The organism is Nocardia sp. NPDC055321, assembly GCF_053645575.1.
This window is the reverse complement of the sequence record NZ_JBSHMS010000006.1, coordinates 332713-351482: the sequence shown is the minus strand read 5'-3', so window position 1 is coordinate 351482 and position 18770 is coordinate 332713. Positions and strand designations below refer to the sequence as shown.

The window sequence follows — 18770 nt, the reverse complement described above, 5'->3', positions numbered from 1 at the left end:
GATATCAACGGTACGAGCCGCGGGCGGGCGCGCCCCCGGGTGTCGAGGCGGAGGAATCCATGGCCGATCTGCACGTTCCCGTGAACCCGGTCCGATTCGTGACCTCGGCGGCGCTGTTCGACGGACACGACGCGGCCATCAACATCATGCGGCGGATCCTGCAGGCGCAGGGCGCCGAGGTCGTGCACCTCGGGCACAACCGCGCGGTGCTCGACGTCGTGGACGCGGCGGTCAGCGAGGACGTGCAGGGCGTCGCGGTCAGCTCGTATCAGGGCGGGCACGTGGAGTACTTCGAGTACCTGGCGACCGCGCTGCGCGAGGCGGGGGCCGGGCACGTGCGCGTCTTCGGCGGGGGCGGCGGGGTGATCATCCCCGAGGAGATCGAGCGGCTGCGCGCGGCGGGAGTCACCATCTTCTCGCCCGAGGACGGGCAGCGGCTCGGGCTGCCCGGCATGATCAATCAGCTGATCCGGGAATGCGATACGGACCTGGCGCGCACCCCCGCGCCGATCGAGGCGGTGCTCGGCGGCGACCGCGCGGCCCTGGCCCGCACGCTCACCTGTCTGCAGCAGGACACGCTCGGCTCGGCGGAGAGGGCGGACCTGGCCGCGGCGGCGGCCGCGCGGCGGGTACCCGTGCTCGGCATCACCGGCACCGGCGGCTCCGGAAAGTCCTCGCTCACCGACGAACTCGTGCGCAGGCTGCGCACCGATCAGCAGGACAAGCTGAAGGTCGCGGTGCTCGCGGTGGATCCGACCCGGCGGCGCGGCGGCGGCGCCCTGCTCGGCGATCGCATCCGGATGAACGCGCTGGATCCCGAGCGGGTGTTCTTCCGGTCCCTGGCCACCCGCGGCGCGCGCGAGGTACCGGTCAACATCGACGAGATGGTGATCGCCTGCAAGGCAGCGGGTTACGATCTCGTCGTGCTGGAGACCCCCGGCATCGGGCAGGGCGACGCCCAGATCGCCGAGCACGTGGACGTGGCGCTGTACGTCATGACGCCCGAGTTCGGCGCGGCCTCCCAGCTGGAGAAGATCGACATGCTGGATTTCGCGGATGTGGTGGCCATCAACAAGTTCGAGCGGCGCGGGGCGGCGGACGCGCTGCGCGACGTGTCGCGCCAGCTGCTGCGCAATCGGGAGGAGTTCCACGCCCTGCCCGAGGACATGCCGGTATTCGGTACCAGCGCCGCGACTTTCAACGACGACGGGGTGACCGCGCTCTACCAGCACGTCTCCGCGCTGCTCGGTGAGCACGGCCTGCCGCTGGAACCCGGCGTGCTGCCGCGCGTGGACACCCGGGCCTCGACCCGGTTCGCGCAGATCATTCCGCCCGCGCGGGTGCGATACCTGGCCGAGATCGCCGAGACGGTGCGCGCGTATCACGGGACGACGGACCTGCAGGTCGCGGCGGCCCGCCGGGTGCAGCGGCTGGAGCTGGTCCTGGCCGAGCTGGGCGGGCCGTCCGGCGCCGGCTCCCCCGCGGATTCCGGCCGGGAGCAGGCCGCGCCGCGCGCGGGCGGTATGCCGGGTGACGGCGTGGCCGCGGTGACCGCGCTGCTGGAGAGCGCGCGCCGGGAGCTGTCCCCCGACGCCGCCGCGCTGCTGGCCGAGTGGCCCGCGCTGGCCGAGTCCTACCGGGGCGAGGAGCAGGTGGTCCGGGTACGGGACCGCGAGATCCGGACCGCGCTGCGCCGGGAAACCCTGTCCGGCAGCTCGATTCCCCGCGTCGCGCTGCCGCGCTACACCGATCACGGTGAGCTGCTGCGCTTCCTGCGCGCGGAGCACCTGCCCGGGCGGTTCCCGTTCACCGCCGGGGTGTTCCCCTTCAAGCGCGAGGGCGAGGATCCCGCGCGCATGTTCGCCGGGGAGGGCGACGCCTTCCGCACGAACCGGCGCTTCCGCGTGCTGTCCGAACACGCGGAGGCCAAACGGCTTTCGACCGCCTTCGACTCGGTGACGCTGTACGGGCACGATCCCGCCGAGCGGCCCGACATCTACGGCAAGGTGGGCACCTCCGGGGTGTCCATCGCGACGCTCGACGATATGAAGGCGCTCTACGACGGATTCGATCTGGACGCGCCGAGCACCTCGGTGTCGATGACCATCAACGGCCCGGCCCCGACCATCCTGGCCTTCTACCTCAACGCCGCCATCGATCAGGCCGAGCAGCAGTTCGCCGACGCCGAGGGCCGGCCGCCCACCGACGCCGAGGCCGCCGAGCTGCGGGCACGGACGCTGGCGACGGTGCGCGGCACCGTGCAGGCGGACATCCTCAAGGAGGATCAGGGGCAGAACACCTGCATCTTCTCCACCGAGTTCAGCCTGCGCATGATGGCCGATATCCAGGAATGGTTCGTGCGCAACGGCGTTCGCAATTTCTACTCGGTCTCCATCTCCGGGTATCACATCGCCGAGGCCGGGGCGAACCCCATCAGCCAGCTGGCCTTCACCCTCGCCAACGGATTCACCTACGTGGAGGCGTATCTCGCGCGCGGGATGCGGATCGACGACTTCGCGCCGAATCTGTCGTTCTTCTTCTCCAACGGCATGGACGCGGAGTACTCGGTGATCGGCCGGGTGGCGCGGCGCATCTGGGCCGTGGCCATGCGGGACCGGTACGGGGCGGACGAGCGCTCGCAGAAGCTCAAGTACCACGTGCAGACCTCGGGGCGGTCGCTGCACGCGCAGGAGATGAGCTTCAACGACATTCGCACCACGCTGCAGGCGCTCATCGCGGTCTACGACAACTGCAACAGCCTGCACACCAACGCCTACGACGAAGCGGTGACCACCCCGACCGAGGAGTCGGTGCGGCGCGCGCTGGCGATTCAGCTCATCATCAACCGCGAATGGGGATTGGCGATGAACGAGAATCCGCTGCAGGGCAGTTTCATCATCGACGAGCTCACCGATCTGGTGGAGGAGGCGGTGCTGCGCGAGTTCGATCGCATCAGTGAGCGGGGCGGGGTGCTGGGCGCCATGGAGACGGGCTTCCAGCGCGGGCGTATCCAGGACGAGTCCATGCTGTACGAACGGCGCAAACACGAAGGCTCGCTGCCGATCATCGGCGTGAACACCTTCCGGAGCCCGCACGAGCAGGAGCACCGGGTGCTGGAGCTGGCGCGCGGGACCGAGGCGGAGAAGCAGTCCCAGCTGCAACGGGTGCGCGAGTTCGGCGAACGGCATCGCGGCGAGTCCGCGGCGGCGCTGGCCCGGCTGGCCGAGGCCGCCGGCGGCGACGCCAATGTCTTCGAGGTGCTCATGGACGCGGCGCGGGTGTGCACGCTGCAGCAGGTCACCGACACGTTCTTCACCGTGGGCGGGCAGTATCGGCGCAACGTGTGAGGCGGGTTCGCGCCCGCCGACCCGAACCTGTCGGGGGTGCGAGCTAGGTTCGGATCCATGCAGGCAAACGGAACCTTCAGCGTCAAATCCTTCACGCCCACCGAGGTGGTCCCCGAACCGCGGATCGCCACGGCGGCGCCGGTGAGCGCGGCGCTGATGGAGAAGCTGTTCGAGGGCGACATCGCCGGCCGCGCGTCGACGCTGTTCAGCTCGGCCTTCGATCAGAACACCGGCGCGGGCACCTATCTCGCGCTCGAATCCTTCGAGGGCACCCTGAACGGGCGGCCGGGCAGCTTCAACTTCGCGCACTCGGCCACCACCACGGGATCGGACCGCAGCGCGCCGTTCTTCGTCATCGTGCCCGGCAGCGGTACCGGTGAGCTGGCCGGCATCACCGGCACCGGCGACATCGAGATCGACGCGGACGGCACGCACCACATCCGGTTCGACTACGAACTGGGCTGAGCGCGCGACGCCGTTCCCGCTCGGCTCCTGCCGGATTCGAACCACCCGGCGGGATCGCCCGTGGAACAATCCGGGGGCAGGCAGACCCGGACGGAAGGGACAAGATGGACCTTGCGGGAATGACAGTCGTCGATGCGCACATCCACCAGTGGGATCCGCTCAGCACCCCGCGCGAGTTCAGCTCACTGGCCAGGCTTTTCCGATATGTTCCCGTTCCCATCGACTGGGCCAAGAGAGTCGCACCCCGGCGGGATCGCGAATTCGTCGGTGACCCGGCGCCGTTCGTCGCACCGTATCTGCCCGCGCAGTATCGCGACGACGCCGGCGACGTCCCGGTCGAGGCGATCGTGCACATCGAGGTGGAGTGGTCCGGTAAGGGGCCGCTGGCGCAGGCCGCCGAAACCCGCTGGGTGGCGAGCCTGCCGTTCGGGGTGGACACCCCGGTGCTGGGCGCCATCATCGGGGCGGGTGATCCGGCCGCGCCGGATTTCGCCGAGCTGCTCGACGCGCACCGGTCCGCGTCCCCGCTGTTCCGCGGGATTCGCACCCGGGTGGAGTACCACCCGGATCCCGCCGTGCGCGCGCACAACAAAGCGCCCGGCAAGCTGACCGATCCCCGGTTCCTGGACGGGTTCGCGGCGCTGGCCGAACGCGGGCTGTCCTTCGAGGCGTGGGTGTACTCGGGGCAGCTGCCCGAGGTGACCGCGCTGGCCTCGCGCTATCCGGACGCCACCATCGTGCTGAACCACCTCGCCACGCCCGCCGGGATCTTCGGGCCGGTCGGCAAGCACACCGGCCGCAATCCCGGGCAGCGCCGGGAGTTGTTCCTGCGCTGGCGCGACGACATCGCCGAGCTGGCCACGCACGCCAATGTGGTGGCCAAGGTCAGCGGGCTCATGATGCCGATCCTCGGCCATCCGGTGCCACCGCGCGGGCAGGCCACCCCGGTACCGGTACTGCTGGAACGCATTTCGCCGATGCTGACACACGCGCTCGACGTGTTCGGCGCGGATCGGCTGCTGTGGGGCTCGAATTTCCCGGTGGACAAGCCGATCACGAGCATCGGCAACGCCGCCGAGGCGGTGGCGACCGCGCTCGCCGGGCACGGGGCCGACGACAAGGCGCTGGAGCAGGTGTTCCGGCTCAATGCCCAACGGGTGTACGGGATCACCGACTTCTAGCCGGGTGTGCCGGTGTCGCTCCGCTGTTCTCGCAGCGCGCGAGGTTCGCGCACGAGCAGGGCGACACCGGCGCCGAGCACGACCGCGCCCACGATCAGCACGATGACGAAGGCGGCCGCGGTGCCGCCGGTCCAGTCCCACACGGCCGTCGACGCGCCGATGGCCAGCGCCAGCGCGCCGCCGATCACCAGCACCGAATGGCGGCGCAGGCCGTACAGGCCGAAGCACACGGCCGCGACCAGCACGGTGAGTCCGTAGGCCCAGGGCCGCCCGGCGTCGCCCGCGGTCTGCGCCCCGGCCAGGCCCGTGAGCACCGCGGCGGTGTACCCCGCCCAGGTCGGCTCGGCGTAGCCGAAAAAGCTGACGGCGAACCAGATTCCGGCCAGCACGAGCAGCGCGAGACCGAACACGACGTCGTGCGATCCATCGAACCGATCGAGCACCCCCGCCACCGCGGCGGGCGCGAACCCCGCGCAGGCGAACAGTCCCACGAACGACGGCAGCGCCGCGTATCCGGCGACGGCCGCGATCAGTCCGGCCGTGACCGGCCACACCCAGTCCTCCCCCGACGAGCCGTCCAGCGCCATCCCCACGAAGATGGCCACGCACACCGCCGCCAGCGCGAACAGCGCCGACCCGAGCCGCGCCCGCGCCGACCCCGGCGGAGCCACCGAGGTCCGCCCGCGATCGATGGCCCCGGCACCGGAATCCGGCCCGGCCGGAACGGAATCCGGCACACCAGGTCCGTGTTCCGCTGCCGCCGAACCCCCCGCCGCCCCCGCGCCCACCGCCGACGCGCGTCCCCGGAACAGCGCGGCCCGCCCGCCGGCCACCGCGTACCCACCCGCCACCAGTCCCACGATCACCACGGCCATCACTCCCAGCTGCGCAACCTTGCCCAGGTCGTCCCACGCCGAGTCCAGCAGCAGCACCACCCCGCCCAGCACCAGCCCGGCCCCCGCGTAGGCGGCGACCTCGGCGAGCCATCTGCCGCCCGACGCCCGGTCAGCTCGCTCCCGCGCCACCTCCGCCACGACCGCGTCCCGCTGCGCCCCGCTCAGAACGCCCTGTTCGACCAACCGCGCCAACGCGACCCCCACCGCACGATCACCGCTCATTCCCCCAGTATGCGCGCGCCTACCCGGCACACCGGGCTCCCACGACACGGCCACCGCGCGCCGGCGTAGGCGTGCTTATGCACGGCATCCCCGGTGACGTGCTGCTCCCCCGCCCCAATGTGTATCGCCTGGTTCTGCATCCGCGCGGGCTGAACGCCCGGCTGGCAAACGCGGCTAAGGTGCACGCGCTGTTCCTGGAACGGCTGACCCGGCAGGCCGCGGCCACCGGCGACCCGGAGCTGCGGGCGTTGTACGACGAAGTCACGCGCTATCCGGTTCCCGCCGACCAGGATTCGGGCGCACACGCCGAGTCCGGGCCGTTCCAGGTGCCGGTGCGGATCCGCACCCCGGCCGGTGAACTCGCGATGTTCAGCGTCATGGCGACCTTCGGCGCGCCCGCCGATGTCACGCTCTCCGAACTCGCCATCGAACTCTTCTATCCCCTGGACGAATTCACCGCCGCGGCGCTGCGCGAGCTCGCCTCAGGAGGGCAGGGCCAGGTACCGAACGCCGAGCAGGTGGGCGGTGCCCGAGACGTGCTCGACGATGCGGGCGGTGTCGGCCTCGATGGCGCCGGTGCGCCAGGCGGTCAGTAGCTCCACGAAGCCGCCGATGCCCATCACGGTGCCCATGCGCAGGTCGGATTCGTCGCAGCCGGGCCGCAGGTACGGGCGGGCGGTGGCGATGAGCAGATCGGTGGCCTCGGTGAGCATGGCCTTGCGGCGCTCCTCGAGGACCCGGCTGCCCGCGTGGTCGCCGAAGAGAATGCGTGCGGGACTGTCGATCTGGAGGCCGACCGCGCGGGCGATGGCCAGGTCCAGGATGTCCAGCGGCGCGCGGCCGAGGTTGTCCGCGACAACGGCCGAGAGCTCGCCGAAGACCTCGGAGCAGACCTCGTCCCACACCGTCGCGAGCAGTTCGTCGCGGTCGGTGAAGTGCTCGTAGAAATAGCGGTCGTTGAGCCCGGCCCGGGTGCAGACCCCGCGCATGGTGACTGCGGCCCAGCCACTTTCGAGCCAGATGTCCAGCGCCGCCGCCACGATCCGCCCGCGACGTTCGGCACGGCGTTCGTCCCGGGTTCGGCCGCCCCAGGTCCCGGCCGGTGCGCGCACGTTCATGGTTGACATTTTGCCCCACCGCGCGCCTAATTGGTGGCAGGCGCGGCCAGTGGTGGCGGATGCCACCACTTGACTGCCCGGATCACACCTCTCGGGGAGTTCCCATGCGACTCAATCCCTTCGGCGGCACCCACCGCACCCGGCAGGCGGACGCCGTGGTCACCGGCGCGGGCAGCGGCATCGGCCGCGCGTTCGCGATCGAGCTCGGACGCCGCGGCGGGCGCGTCATCTGCTCCGATATCGACGCGGAACGGGCGCGCGAGACCGCCGAAGCGGTCGCCGCGACCGGCGGCAAGGCCTTCGACGCGGTCTGCGATGTCCGCGACCTGGACCGGGTCACCGCACTCGCCGACACCGCCGAACAGTGGTTCGGCAAACCCGCCGACGTGGTCGTCAACAACGCCGGAATCGGGCGCGGCGGCACCGTGGTCGGTGAAACTCCCCTGGACGACTGGCATCGGGTCCTGGACATCAACCTGTGGGGCGTGGTGCACGGCTGCCACGTCTTCGCACCGCGGCTGCGCGCCGCCGGGCACGGCGCCATCGTGAACGTGGCCTCGGCCGCCGCGTTCGGCGCCGCCCCGCGCATGGCCGCCTACAACGTGAGCAAGGCCGGGGTGCTGGCGCTCTCGGAGACCCTGGCCGCGGAACTGTCCGGCACCGGCGTCGTGGTCACCGCCCTGTGCCCGACCGCGGTGAGAACCCGCATCCTCGAGGGTGTTTCGATCGGCGACCCCACCGTGCAGCTGTGGGGCGACCGGCTGCTGCGCTGGACCGGCCGCCCGCCCGCCGCCATCGCCCGCACCACCCTCGACGCCGTGGACCGCGGCGAGCTGTACGTGGTCCCGCAGGTCGAGGCCAAAGTCATCTGGCAGTCCAAACGGCTGCTGCCCGAGTCGTACACCCGCGCCGCCGGATTACTGGAGCGGCTGGTGCGGTAGCACTTTCGAACAGGAGCTGAACAATGGCGTTCACGTATTCCGACATGCTCACGGTGATCCAGGACAAACAGTGGGCCCTGGCCGATATCGACTGGGACGCACCGGGAGCCGAGCTCATCACCGACGAGCAGCGCCCGCGACTGGCGGCGTTCATGGCGGATCTGGTCTGGATCGAGCACGTGGGCGCGCGCGGTTTCGCCGCGCTCACCCGGTGCGCGCCCGAGGGCCCGCTCAAGGAGATCTACCGCTACTTCCACGCCGAGGAGCAGAAGCACGCCAACGCCGAACTGGCGCTCATGCGGCGCTGGGGCATGCTCGACGGTGACTCGATGCCCGTGCCCAACAAGAACATCCGGCTCGTCATCGAGTGGCTCGACCGGTACGGCGACGAGCTGTCCCTGCCGGTGCTCGGCACGGTCATTCCCTCGCTGGAATGCGCCCTCGACGGCGCCCTGGTGAAGTTCCTGCTCGACGAGGTTCGGGATCCACTGTGCCATCAGGTATTCCGGCACATCAACAGCGACGAATCCCGGCACCTGGCGGTGGGCTTCCAGGTGCTCGAACAGCTCGGCGCCGGTCCCCTGCGCCGGATCGCGATCGAGACCGCCGGTTTCGCGCTGCGGCCCACCCTGCTGCTCGGCGCGCTGCTCTACACCCCGCTGCTCTCGCGCATGTCCGCGAACATCATGGCGATGGGGCTGGACGAGGAGAAGCTCTGGAACGCGGTGCGGCGCTACGAGAAAGCGGGCGAGCGCAGTCCGAGCATCCAGCGGGTGCCGCTGTTCCACGTCGTCCGGCTGCACGGGCGCGCGACGATCAACGGACTCCAGCCGATCCAGGGCATCAATACCGCGCTGAACCGGGCCATCGATCACTTCCCGGTCCGCCTGCTCGGCAAGCCGCCGACCTGGTCGAAGAGCCTGACCTACGACCCGGTGGCGAAATGAGTTCCGTACCGCTGCCGCGTGATCCGCACGCCGGCTACGACGGACCCCGCCTGCGGTGCACCCGCTGGCGCGACGACCACGATCTCGGCGGCCTGCACGTCGCGGTGATCGGCGGAGGTGCGGCCGTGGCCCGGGTGCTCCCCGCGGTCGCCGCGCGGGCACGCCGGGTGACGGTGTTCCAGCACGATCCGGTCTGGGTGCTGCCCGCTCCGCGGCTGCCCGGCGTCCGGCTGCTGCGCGGGCTGCCGGCGGATCTGCTCGGCGCGCTGCCCGCGCACACCTCCGCCCCGCTCACCGGGGAACCCGCCGGTCCCGCCCCGGCCTCGCCGGTACACCGTATCGCCGGGGAGGCGCTGCGCCTGGCGGCCCTGGCGAATCTCCGGGTGCGGGTGCGTGATCCGTGGCAGCGGCGGCAACTGACGCCCGACACCACCGCCGGCGTCCGGCTGCACACCCGCTACTACGCGGCCCTGCAGGCCCCGAACACCACCCTCGTCACCTGGCCCATCGCCCGCCTCGCGCCCCTCGGTGTCCGCACCGTGGACGGCGTCGAGCATCGGGTGGACTGCATCATCTTCGCGGAGGACAACACATGACCAGTACCGTGGTCGATCACGAGATCATCATCGTCGGCGCCGGATTCGCGGGCATAGGGACCGCGATCGCTCTACGCGAGGCCGGTTTCGAGGATTTCCTGCTGGTGGACGACGCGGACGGGGTCGGGGGCACCTGGCACTGGAACACCTATCCCGGTATCGGGGTGGACATTCCCTCGTTCAGCTATCAGTACTCGTTCGAGCAGCGGCGCGACTGGTCGCGGGTATACGCGCCCGGGCGCGAACTCAAGGCGTACGCCGAGCACTGCGTGTCGAAATACGGCCTGCGCCCGCGCATTCGGTTCAACACGACCATCGCGAGCGCCGACTTCGACGACACCGTGCACCTGTGGCGGCTGCGCACCGGCGACGGCGAGGAGCTCACCGCTCGGTTCGTCGTCGGGGCGACCGGCGTGCTCACCCGGCCGAAACTGCCGGACATCCCCGGCGCGGACGAATTCACCGGCACGGTCGTGCACACCGCCCGCTGGGATCACACGGTCGATCTGCGAGGAAAGAAGGTGGGGATCATCGGCACCGGGGCCTCCGCGGTGCAGATCATTCCCGAGATCGCGCCGCGGGTCGCGACTCTCACCGTCTTCCAGCGCACCCCGATCTGGTGCCTGCCGCGCCCGGACGCGCCCGTGCCCGATGTGGTGCGCCGGTTCATGGGCCTGCCCGGCGGGCAGGCGCTCACCCGCTGGCTCAGCCAGGCGTTCGTGGAGGTCACCTTCCCGCTGGCCGCGCACTACTACCGGATCCTGCCGGTGGCCGCCCTCGGTGAACGCACCGGACGCGCACACCTGCGGGACCAGGTCCGCAATCCGGTGACGCGCGCCAAACTCACCCCGGACTACGCGCTCGGCTGCAAGCGGCCGTCCTTCTCCAACGACTATCTGAAGACGTTCAATCGCGCGAACGTGACCCTGGAAACGGATCCGATCAGCGAGATCACCGCCACCGGGGTGCGCACCGCCGATGCGCATCACGACGTCGACGTGCTCATCATGGCCACCGGTTTCAAGGTCATGGAGTCGGGCAACATGCCGACCTTCGATCTGCACGGCAGCGGCGGCGTCCGGCTCGAGGATTGGTGGGACACCCACCGACTGCAGGCCTACGAGGGCGTCAGCGTGCCCGGCTTCCCGAATTTCTTCACCATCATCGGACCCTACGGCTACAACGGATCCTCGTATTTCGCACTCATCGAAACGCAGACCCGGCACATTCTGCGACTGCTGCGCCAGGCCCGGCGGCGCGCGGCCACCCGCGTGGAAGTCACCGAGCAAGCCAATGCCGAGTACTTCCGGGAAATGCTGTCCCGCCGCGATACCCAGGTGTTCTGGCAGGACAGTTGCGCGCTCTCGAACAGCTATTACTTCGACAAGAACGGCGATGTGCCGTTGCGCCCCATGAGCACACCCGAAGCATATTGGCGGGCGGGCCATTTCGACCTGAACCACTATCGCTTCGACACGCTCGCACCACGCAGCGCGCCGGCGGGCGTAGCGGGCCGCAGCCGCGCCCGCTGAGCGGGCGGATTCAGTCCTCGAGCACGCGGTAGATCGTCCGGACCTGCCGCAGGCCGCTCTCGGCGACACGCTCGTCCTCGGCGGTCATGCGCAGCGCCTGGCGCAGCAGTATGGCGTCCAGGTCCTCCCAGGCGGCGCGGTGCGCCGGTTTCGGCAGCGCGGGCCAGGCGGCCGAATCACCGTAGAGATCAACGGGATCGGCCGGAACGGACTCGCGCTGCACCTGGCCGATGAGATCGTCCAGACCCACCCCGCGCAGGGTGAGCAGGTCGTCGGGATGCTCGTCCAGGCGTTCGGCGATGACGTAGCAGACCGCGGCCACGTGCTTGCAGGGCCAGCCGGAATCCGGGCAGCTGCACGAGAAGTCGAGTTCGGACGCGGTGGTGGGCAGCAGCAGCGGCGCGAGCGCCTGCGGCAGCGTGCCCGCCGCGATCTCCCCCAGCATGCCGGGGGTGGCGCGAACCAGATCGGCGAGTTCCGCCAGCCGCTCGTCACGCAGTTCGCGCAGGGTCAGCACCGAGATGAACGGGCGGGGCTGACTGCCCTGCACCTCCGCGGTCACCGCACCGGATTCGAGCCGGTAGCTGATGACCTGGCCGCTGCGGGCGTAGGAGCGGCCGCGGGTCAGGCGCCCGGCATCGGCGACCTTCTCGACCGCGCCCAGAAACGCACGGCCCCACCAGGTCCGGGCGAACGCCGCGCCCCCGCGGCTGCGGGCGGGCACCGCGCCCTTGACCGGCCGGCGCGGGCCGAATTCGCCGAAGTCGGGGAAGCTCATTCGCCGACCGCCGCGTCGCCCAGGGCCAGCAGTGCCCGCAGTTCCGCGTCACCGAGTTCGGTGATCCACTTCTCGCCCGCGCCGACCGTCAGGTCCGCGAGCTGACTCTTGCCCCGCAGCATGTCGTCCACGCGCTCCTCGATGGTGTCGACGCACACGAGCTTGCGCACCTGCACGTCCCGGCGCTGGCCGATGCGGAAGGCGCGGTCGGTGGCCTGGTTCTCGACCGCGGGGTTCCACCAGCGGTCCAGGTGCACAACGTGATTGGCGGCGGTGAGATTGAGCCCGGTGCCACCGGCCTTGAGCGAGAGCAGCATGATGGGCGGCCCGTCCCCGGACTGGAAACGGGTGACCATGTCGTCGCGGCGCGCCTTGCTCACCCCGCCGTGCAGGAACGGCGCCTCCGCGCCGAAACGCTCGGTCAGGAACGGCGCGACCAGCTCCCCGAATTCGGCGAACTGGGTGAAGAGCAGCGCGCGTTCGCCGTCGGCGAGTACCGATTCCAGGATGTCCTCCACCAGTGCGAGTTTGCCCGAGCGATGGTGGCCGCGGCGCAGCAGCGCCGACCCGTCGCGCAGGTATTGGGCGGGGTGGTTGCAGACCTGTTTGAGCCGGGTCAGCGCGGCCAGCACCGCGCCCTTGCGCTCCATCCCCTTGGCGGACTTCAGTTTCGCGCTCATGTCGTCCAGCACCGCCTGGTACAGCGCGGCCTGCTCGACGGTCAGGTTGGCGCGCACCGTGATCTCGATCTTGTCCGGCAGATCGGAGATGACCGCGGGATCGGTCTTGACCCGGCGCAGCACGAACGGCGCGGTGATGGCCCGCAGCCGGGTGACCGCGTTGTGGTCCTGTTCGCGCTCGATCGGTACGGCGAAGCGCGCGTGGAATTCCGAGGCCTTGCCCAGCAGCGCCGGATTCGCGAAATCCATGATGGAGCGCAGTTCTTCGAGCCGGTTCTCCACCGGGGTACCGGTGAGGGCCAGCCGATGACGCGCGGGGACCTGGCGCGCCGCGCGGGCCGGGCGGGTCCCGGCGTTCTTGATGTGCTGCGCCTCGTCCACCACCACCCGCTGCCAGGGCTGCCGCTTCAGCTCCTCGACGTCGCGGGCCAGCAGCGCGTAGGTGGTGACCACCAGATCCGAATCGGCCACCGCCGCATCGAATTCCGCCCCGGAGCGGCGTCCGGCGCCGTGATGCACCAGCACCCGCAGATCCGGCGCGTACCGCTCGGCCTCGCGCTGCCAGTTGCCGACGACCGACATCGGGCACACCAGCAGCGTCGGGCCGACCGGTTCGTGATCATCGGTGGCGGTGGCGATCTCGCGTTCGTGCACGAGCAGTGCCAGGACCTGCACGGTCTTGCCCAGACCCATGTCGTCGGCCAGGATCGCGCCGCACCCCAGCCGGCTCATGGTGGCCAGCCAGCTCAGCCCGCGCAGCTGATAGGGCCGCAGCTGCGCCTTCAGCCCGACCGGCTCGGCGACCGGGGCGGACTCGCGTTCGGTCTCCAGCAATTCCGCGGCCCAGCCGGTCGCGGACACCTCCTCGATCGGCACGCCCGGCACCGGCTGCGCGGCCAGCTCCGCGAACAGGCCCGCGATCGTGGACGACACCGGCTCGGCCCGGCCCGCAACGTATTCCGCGGCCGCGGCGAGCATGCGGTGATCGGCCTGCACCCATTCCCCGCGCAGTTTCACCAGATCCGACTTCGAGCGAATCAGGCGCGCCATGTCGGCGGCCGAGAGCGTCTGGTCGCCCAGCGCCAGCTCCCAGCGGAACGACACCAAACCCTTGAGCCCGACGGCGGTTTCGGTGGCGGCCGGACTCTGCACCTTCAGGCGCAGCGCGGGCGCGGCGACCCGCCACGCGCGCGGCAGCAGCAACCGCACCCCGGCCGCCTGCAGCGCACCCGCGCCGTGCGCCACCAGATCCATCACCACTTCGCTCGGCAGGAACAGGTCCATACTGCGGTTGTCGCCGGGCAGGTCCCGCAGGCGCGGATAGGCGAGCTTGGCCGCGGCCAGCTTCTCCCCCGCGATCCGCACCAGCTGCGGATCACCGGGCAGCAGGACCGGTTGCGGCGCTTCGCCTTCGGTGCGCAGGCAGACTTCGAGCCGCCATAGCGCGTCGCCGTCGTCCTCGGCCGCGGGCTCGAGCAGCCGCAGCAGTAGTTCCGGTTCGTCCGCGGTCAGGCTCGTGCGCCACTCGGTGAGCACCGCCGCCACCCGCGGCGAACCCTCTTCCAGCGGTTCGGCGTCCAGCAGCGCGGTCAGCAGCGGATGCGTCACCGGGCCCGCGGATTCGAGCGCGTCCGCCCGCGCGGCGAGCCGCGCGCGCACCATGGGATCGGTCAGCTCGTCGAGGAGATTGTCCAGGATCTCGGCCGGACGGCCCGCCGCCTGCAGGGCGGCCGGCATGGCCACCGCGAGCTCGGCCAGCCACGCGCGCTGGCGCTGACCGCCCACCAGCCGCCAGCGCACCCACCAGTCGCCCTCGTCGCGACGCACGTGCGGGACCATGCGACCCGCACGCACCCAGCGATCCACACCGTGCGCGACGTGCGACAGATACCGCAGATCGCCTGCGACGGCGGGCGCGGGCAGCTCGCTCAGCAGCACGCGCACGGCTTTCTCCGGAGCGAGCGCGTGGGCGCGCACCTGGAGCTCCCGAGGCCCGTCCGGGCCCGGGACCAGCACGTTCGCCCGGTGCCGGAACTTGGCGGCGGCCACGATCGAGGCCGTGGGCTCGGGCAGCCCGGCCGGATCGGGGACCGTCTCCGGGTCGTGCCACAGCACCAGCCCCGACCCCGGCGACCACAGTCCGTGCAGCATTGCCCCATCCAAGCAGCCCGCCCCGACAGTCCCGTCGGGCACTCTCTCCGTAATCCGGCGAATCACGACCCCTACCGGGTCTTTATTTCTGCCCGCCGACAGCACATACTGAGATAACCCCAGGTCACCGCGTATTGCGGTATCGGCTGTGCCTAGTGACAGCCTGGCGGGGCGCACCCTGATAATCCACCGCGACTCATGCCGGAGCCGTGGCAATTTCGATACCGAGGGAGGCCGTGAAGATGACGATTCTGCTCCAAGTGCTCGAGCAGAGCTTCACGCCGACAACGCCGTGGGAGCGACGAAAGTTCACCTTCGTGGACACGACGAAAATCGTGGGAATGCGTTTGGACGGTCAATCGGGCGTATGGCTCGATCTGTCCCGTCCGGGAGAATCCCAGCGTTTGGCCCGCGTCGCCGATCCACGTGACGCCATCAATTTCCTGCTTTCCACCTTCGCCAAAATCGCCGAGTGCGAAGAGCGGGGCGGCTCGTGGCTCATCGGCCACGACGGCGTGCACGCCGATTCCATCGCCGCCACCCGCTTCCCACCACAGCTGTCGGAAACCGCGGCAGACGATCTGCTCGCGCACGCCTGGTTGTAGTTCCGTTCCAGCCTGTTCCACCTGTTCAGCACGGTGTCGTGAATCCGCGGGGGTGCGAACTCGCGTGCCTACGCCATTGCTTCCCGGTTCGGGAGTAAGTGTGTAGCGGTGCGCGTACTGCTCGCGGTTCTGCTGGCGCTCACCGCATCCGGATGTGCCGCGGTGGGCGGACACGACACGCCCGCACCCGGCAGCCCCACCCGGGCCGTGCTCGAACAGTTGCTGTCCCAGGTGCGGACCGTGCACGCGCGCCCGCACCCGGGCGGCTACGAACGCGGCTGTAAAGCGGGGCAGGGCTGCGTGTTCGGGCCCGCGTGGAGTGACGACCACGACGGCCCGGGCGGGCACGACGGGTGCGACACCCGGAACAACGTGCTGGCCGCGCAGCTCGCCGAAGTGGCCTACCGGTCCGGGGCGGGCACCTGTGTCGTCGTGGGCGGCACGCTGATCGATCCGTACACCGGGCGGCAGCTGGTCTTCGCCAAGGCCGACGCCAAGGCGGTGCAGATCGATCACGTCTATCCGCTGGCCGCGGCGTGGGACATGGGCGCCGCGGGGTGGACGCCGGCGCGGCGCATGGTCTTCGCCAACGACACCGCGCTGAATCTGCTCGCGGTGGAGGGCCGGATCAACCAGGCCAAGAGCGATAAGACCCCGGCGTCGTGGCTACCGCCCGCCGGGGCCAATCACTGCTTCTACGCGGGCAAGTACCTGACGGTCGCGGTGCACTACGACCTGCCCGTCACCAAGGCGGACAGGTCCGCGCTGCAGCGCGTCGCGCGCGGCTGCCCGGCGAACTAGCCGGTCGCGACCGGGCGTTTGGGGTCGTGGGACCACTGCGACCACGAGCCGGGGTAGAGCGCGGCGTCGATGCCCGCCACCGCCAGCGCCGCCACCTGGTGCGCGGCGGTGACGCCCGAACCGCAGTACACCGCGACCGGACCCGCGCCCAATTCGGTGAAGCGCGAACGCAATTCGGCTGCGGACTTGAAATGCCCTTCGGGCGTGAGGTTTTCAGCGGTCGGGGCGCTGACCGCACCCGGGATGTGGCCCGCGCGCGGGTCGATGGGCTCGACTTCGCCGCGGTAGCGTTCGCCCGCCCGGGCGTCGAGCAGCAGGCCGCGCCAGCCGGCGGCGGCGTCGGCGTCGATCATGGGCATGGCGCCCGGGTTCAGGACCACGTCACCCGGGGCCGGGTCGGGTTCCTCGCCGGAGGCCGCGACGCCGCCCGCGCGCTCCCAGGCGGGCAGTCCGCCGTCGAGGATGAGCACCTCGGGCACGCCCGCCCAGCGCAGCAGCCACCAGGCCCGCGCCGCGGCCATGCCGCCCGTGGCGTCGTAGACGACGACGGTGTCGCCGGTGCGCACGCCCCAGCTGCGGGCACACTTCTGCAGGTGCCCGATCTCCGGCATGGGGTGACGCCCGCGCGCCGGGGACGGCGGCGCGGCCAGCTCGGTCTCGAGATCCACGAAGACCGCGCCCGGAATGTGGCCGTTCAAGTAGTGCTGCGGCCCGTCCGGATCCCCCAGCGCCCACCGCACATCCAGCAGCCGCACCCGAGAATCACCGCCGCCCAGTCGCTCCCGCAGCTCCTCGGCCGAGATCAGCACCGTGCTCAACGCAACTCCTCTTCGCAGAATCCGCACTCCGAATGGAACCCCCTCACCCTACTGAGCCGGGTATCGCCGCGCACTCGGGCGCGGCCGTGTCCTGCCGCGCTGCCACTCGGTGTACCGCGCCGAGCGCCAGCGGTTGCCGTAATACCGAACCGCGAGACGGCGTCGACCGACCAGGTCTGCCGCTGCGGCGGGCGACCATCCGGCTCGTGGGGAATGCGGCCGGTGCGCGGACGGGGTCGAGCGCACAACATGGCCGTAAGTTATTGCCGCACAACAAGGCCGGATCTCCGAGGGCGCTTCCGGCCCTTGCGCCGACCGGCAGCGGAGCGTGCCCGTGTCAGGAAGTTGCTTCCGGTTGCGGGCGGGGGCGCAGGAGGCGGCGGACCAGGAGGCCGGCGACCAGCGCCCAGAAGGCCGCGCCGATGCCGAGCAGGGCGATGCCGGAGGCGGCGACCATGAAGGTGAAGGCGGCGGCGAGGCGGTGGTCGGGCGGGGTCAGCGCGGAGGTCAGGGCGGCGGCGAGGGTGGCCATGAGGGCAAGGCCCGCAACGGTTTCCAGGACGCCGTCGGGGGCGGCGGCGACCAGGGCGACGAGCGCGCCCGAGGCCAGGGCCAGCAGGAGGTAGGTCGCGCCGGCGGTGGCGGCGGCGATCCAGCGGCGCTTGGGATCCGGGTGCGCGGTGGGGGCGGCGGACAGGGCGGCGCTGATCGCGGCGAGGTTGATGGCGTAGCCGCCCGCCGGTGCGCCCAGGACGGTGCCCAGGCCGGTCACCGTCATGGCGGCGCGCCAGGGCACGCGATAGCCGAACGAACTCATGACCGCGGTGCCCGGGATGTTCTGCGCGGCCATGGTCACCACGTACAGCGGCACCGCGATCCCGATGAGAGCCTGCCAACTCCAGTGCGGCACAGCGAATTCCAACCGGGGCGCCATGGCCGCCAGCTCGGGACCGCGCCGGTGCACCGCCATGTCGATGCCCGCGCCGACGGCCGCCACCCCGAACGCCGCGAGCACCGCCCACCGGGCCGCGTACTTCTGCAGGATCAGCCAGGTCGCGATGACCGGCACCACCACCGCCGGGGTCACCGCGAGGGCTTTCATCGGGGCCAGGCACAGCGGCAGCAGCACCCCGGCCAGCATGGCCTGCGCGATCTCCACCGGAATGGCCGCGATCAGCGCGCCGAGCCGCTGCCAGAATCCGGTCAGCACGATGAGCAGCCCCGTCACCACGAACGCGCCGACGGCCGCGGGCCACCCGCCCGCCACGGCCCCGGTACTCGCCAGCAGCGCCGCACCAGGCGTGGACCAGGCCAGCGTGATCGGCATCCGGTACCGCAGACTCAGGATCAGGATCCCCGCCCCCATGGTCACCGACACCGCGAGCAGCCCCGAAGCCGCCTGTGCCGCGGTGGCTCCCACCGCCGTGAGCCCCGCCAGCACGACCGCGAACGAACTCGTGAATCCCACCAGCGCGGTGACGATCCCCGCCCCGAGCGCCTGCCCCATCCCGGGGTTCGGCGACTCGCCATCGGACGCATCTCCGAACGCGGCTTCGTCCAGTTCGGCGCGACCTCGCGCACCTACCGCACCATCCGGTCCGGCTGGGACGCCGGCCAACAGATCGGCGGGTGCCCCGGCCTCGGCGCCGAGTGCGGCGGGACCGGCTGCCGTCGTGCCGGGCTCGCCCGCGG

The 18770-nt window shown here is 71.0% G+C and carries 16 protein-coding genes; 10 read left to right on the top strand and 6 right to left on the bottom strand.

Annotated elements, in window-relative coordinates; genetic code table 11:
• Positions 1–59: 59 nt before the first annotated feature.
• The 3 genes from icmF to ACWIGI_RS12880 all read left to right on the top strand — a co-directional run bounded on the left by icmF (position 60) and on the right by ACWIGI_RS12880 (position 4993).
• On the top strand, positions 60–3347 hold the full coding sequence (gene icmF / locus ACWIGI_RS12890) for a fused isobutyryl-CoA mutase/GTPase IcmF (protein WP_454202541.1): 3288 nt from the start codon (positions 60–62) through the stop codon (positions 3345–3347).
• Between the two features lie 57 nt (positions 3348–3404).
• The gene (locus ACWIGI_RS12885; protein WP_454202540.1) at positions 3405–3812 is read left to right on the top strand and encodes a DUF3224 domain-containing protein; all 408 of its coding nucleotides are present in this window, start codon (positions 3405–3407) and stop codon (positions 3810–3812) included.
• 119 nt (positions 3813–3931) lie between these two features.
• On the top strand, positions 3932–4993 hold the full coding sequence (locus ACWIGI_RS12880) for an amidohydrolase family protein (protein WP_454202539.1): 1062 nt from the start codon (positions 3932–3934) through the stop codon (positions 4991–4993).
• Here the strand turns inward: ACWIGI_RS12880 and ACWIGI_RS12875 are convergent.
• Complete coding sequence (locus ACWIGI_RS12875) at positions 4990–6111, bottom strand: DUF2157 domain-containing protein (RefSeq protein WP_454202538.1); 1122 nt, start codon at positions 6109–6111, stop codon at positions 4990–4992. The two genes, ACWIGI_RS12880 and ACWIGI_RS12875, sit on opposite strands and share 4 nt — an antisense overlap.
• Positions 6112–6188: 77 nt before the next feature.
• On the opposite strand from ACWIGI_RS12875, the gene ACWIGI_RS12870 reads away from it, so the two are divergent.
• Entirely contained in the window at positions 6189–6707 is a 519-nt protein-coding gene (locus tag ACWIGI_RS12870; RefSeq protein ID WP_454202537.1) for an MmyB family transcriptional regulator, read from the top strand.
• Here the strand turns inward: ACWIGI_RS12870 and ACWIGI_RS12865 are convergent.
• The gene (locus ACWIGI_RS12865) at positions 6594–7223 is read right to left on the bottom strand and encodes a TetR/AcrR family transcriptional regulator (RefSeq protein ID WP_454202578.1); all 630 of its coding nucleotides are present in this window, start codon (positions 7221–7223) and stop codon (positions 6594–6596) included. The two genes, ACWIGI_RS12870 and ACWIGI_RS12865, sit on opposite strands and share 114 nt — an antisense overlap.
• A gap of 110 nt (positions 7224–7333) precedes the next feature.
• On the opposite strand from ACWIGI_RS12865, the gene ACWIGI_RS12860 reads away from it, so the two are divergent.
• From ACWIGI_RS12860 to ACWIGI_RS12845, 4 genes are read left to right on the top strand one after another with little or no spacing between them, the layout of a single operon-like run.
• A complete protein-coding gene (locus ACWIGI_RS12860; RefSeq protein ID WP_454202536.1) occupies positions 7334–8170 on the top strand; it encodes an SDR family NAD(P)-dependent oxidoreductase in 837 nt (278 codons plus the stop codon).
• A 23-nt stretch (positions 8171–8193) separates the two neighbouring features.
• Positions 8194–9117 (top strand): ferritin-like domain-containing protein, encoded by a 924-nt coding sequence (locus ACWIGI_RS12855; protein WP_454202535.1) that lies wholly within the window; start codon positions 8194–8196, stop codon positions 9115–9117.
• Entirely contained in the window at positions 9114–9713 is a 600-nt protein-coding gene (locus tag ACWIGI_RS12850; protein WP_454202534.1) for a hypothetical protein, read from the top strand. The genes ACWIGI_RS12855 and ACWIGI_RS12850 overlap by 4 nt, the downstream gene beginning before the upstream one ends.
• Positions 9710–11245, top strand: coding sequence for a flavin-containing monooxygenase (locus ACWIGI_RS12845; RefSeq protein ID WP_454202533.1), 1536 nt, complete (start codon positions 9710–9712; stop codon positions 11243–11245). Before ACWIGI_RS12850 ends, ACWIGI_RS12845 begins: the two co-directional genes overlap by 4 nt.
• A gap of 10 nt (positions 11246–11255) precedes the next feature.
• Here ACWIGI_RS12845 and ACWIGI_RS12840 read toward each other — a convergent pair whose 3' ends face one another.
• Together ACWIGI_RS12840 and ACWIGI_RS12835 are read right to left on the bottom strand one after the other, a co-directional pair.
• On the bottom strand, positions 11256–12023 hold the full coding sequence (locus ACWIGI_RS12840; RefSeq protein ID WP_454202532.1) for an SWIM zinc finger family protein: 768 nt from the start codon (positions 12021–12023) through the stop codon (positions 11256–11258).
• Positions 12020–14854, bottom strand: a complete 2835-nt coding sequence (locus tag ACWIGI_RS12835) for a DEAD/DEAH box helicase (RefSeq protein ID WP_454202531.1) — start codon at positions 14852–14854, stop codon at positions 12020–12022. The genes ACWIGI_RS12840 and ACWIGI_RS12835 overlap by 4 nt, the downstream gene beginning before the upstream one ends.
• A 242-nt stretch (positions 14855–15096) precedes the next feature.
• Here ACWIGI_RS12835 and ACWIGI_RS12830 point away from each other — a divergent pair, with 242 nt between their 5' ends.
• Positions 15097–15459, top strand: a complete 363-nt coding sequence (locus ACWIGI_RS12830) for a hypothetical protein (protein ID WP_454202530.1) — start codon at positions 15097–15099, stop codon at positions 15457–15459.
• A 108-nt stretch (positions 15460–15567) separates the two neighbouring features.
• Positions 15568–16260 carry an HNH endonuclease family protein gene (locus ACWIGI_RS12825; RefSeq protein ID WP_454202529.1) on the top strand — a complete coding sequence of 231 codons (693 nt, stop codon included), beginning with the start codon at positions 15568–15570 and terminating at the stop codon, positions 16258–16260.
• Here ACWIGI_RS12825 and ACWIGI_RS12820 read toward each other — a convergent pair.
• Both ACWIGI_RS12820 and ACWIGI_RS12815 read right to left on the bottom strand, forming a co-directional pair.
• Positions 16257–17066 (bottom strand): sulfurtransferase, encoded by an 810-nt coding sequence (locus ACWIGI_RS12820; RefSeq protein WP_454202577.1) that lies wholly within the window; start codon positions 17064–17066, stop codon positions 16257–16259. The genes ACWIGI_RS12825 and ACWIGI_RS12820 overlap by 4 nt on opposite strands.
• A 349-nt stretch (positions 17067–17415) precedes the next feature.
• Positions 17416–18585 (bottom strand): benzoate/H(+) symporter BenE family transporter, encoded by a 1170-nt coding sequence (locus ACWIGI_RS12815; RefSeq protein ID WP_454202576.1) that lies wholly within the window; start codon positions 18583–18585, stop codon positions 17416–17418.
• Positions 18586–18770 lie beyond the last annotated feature (185 nt).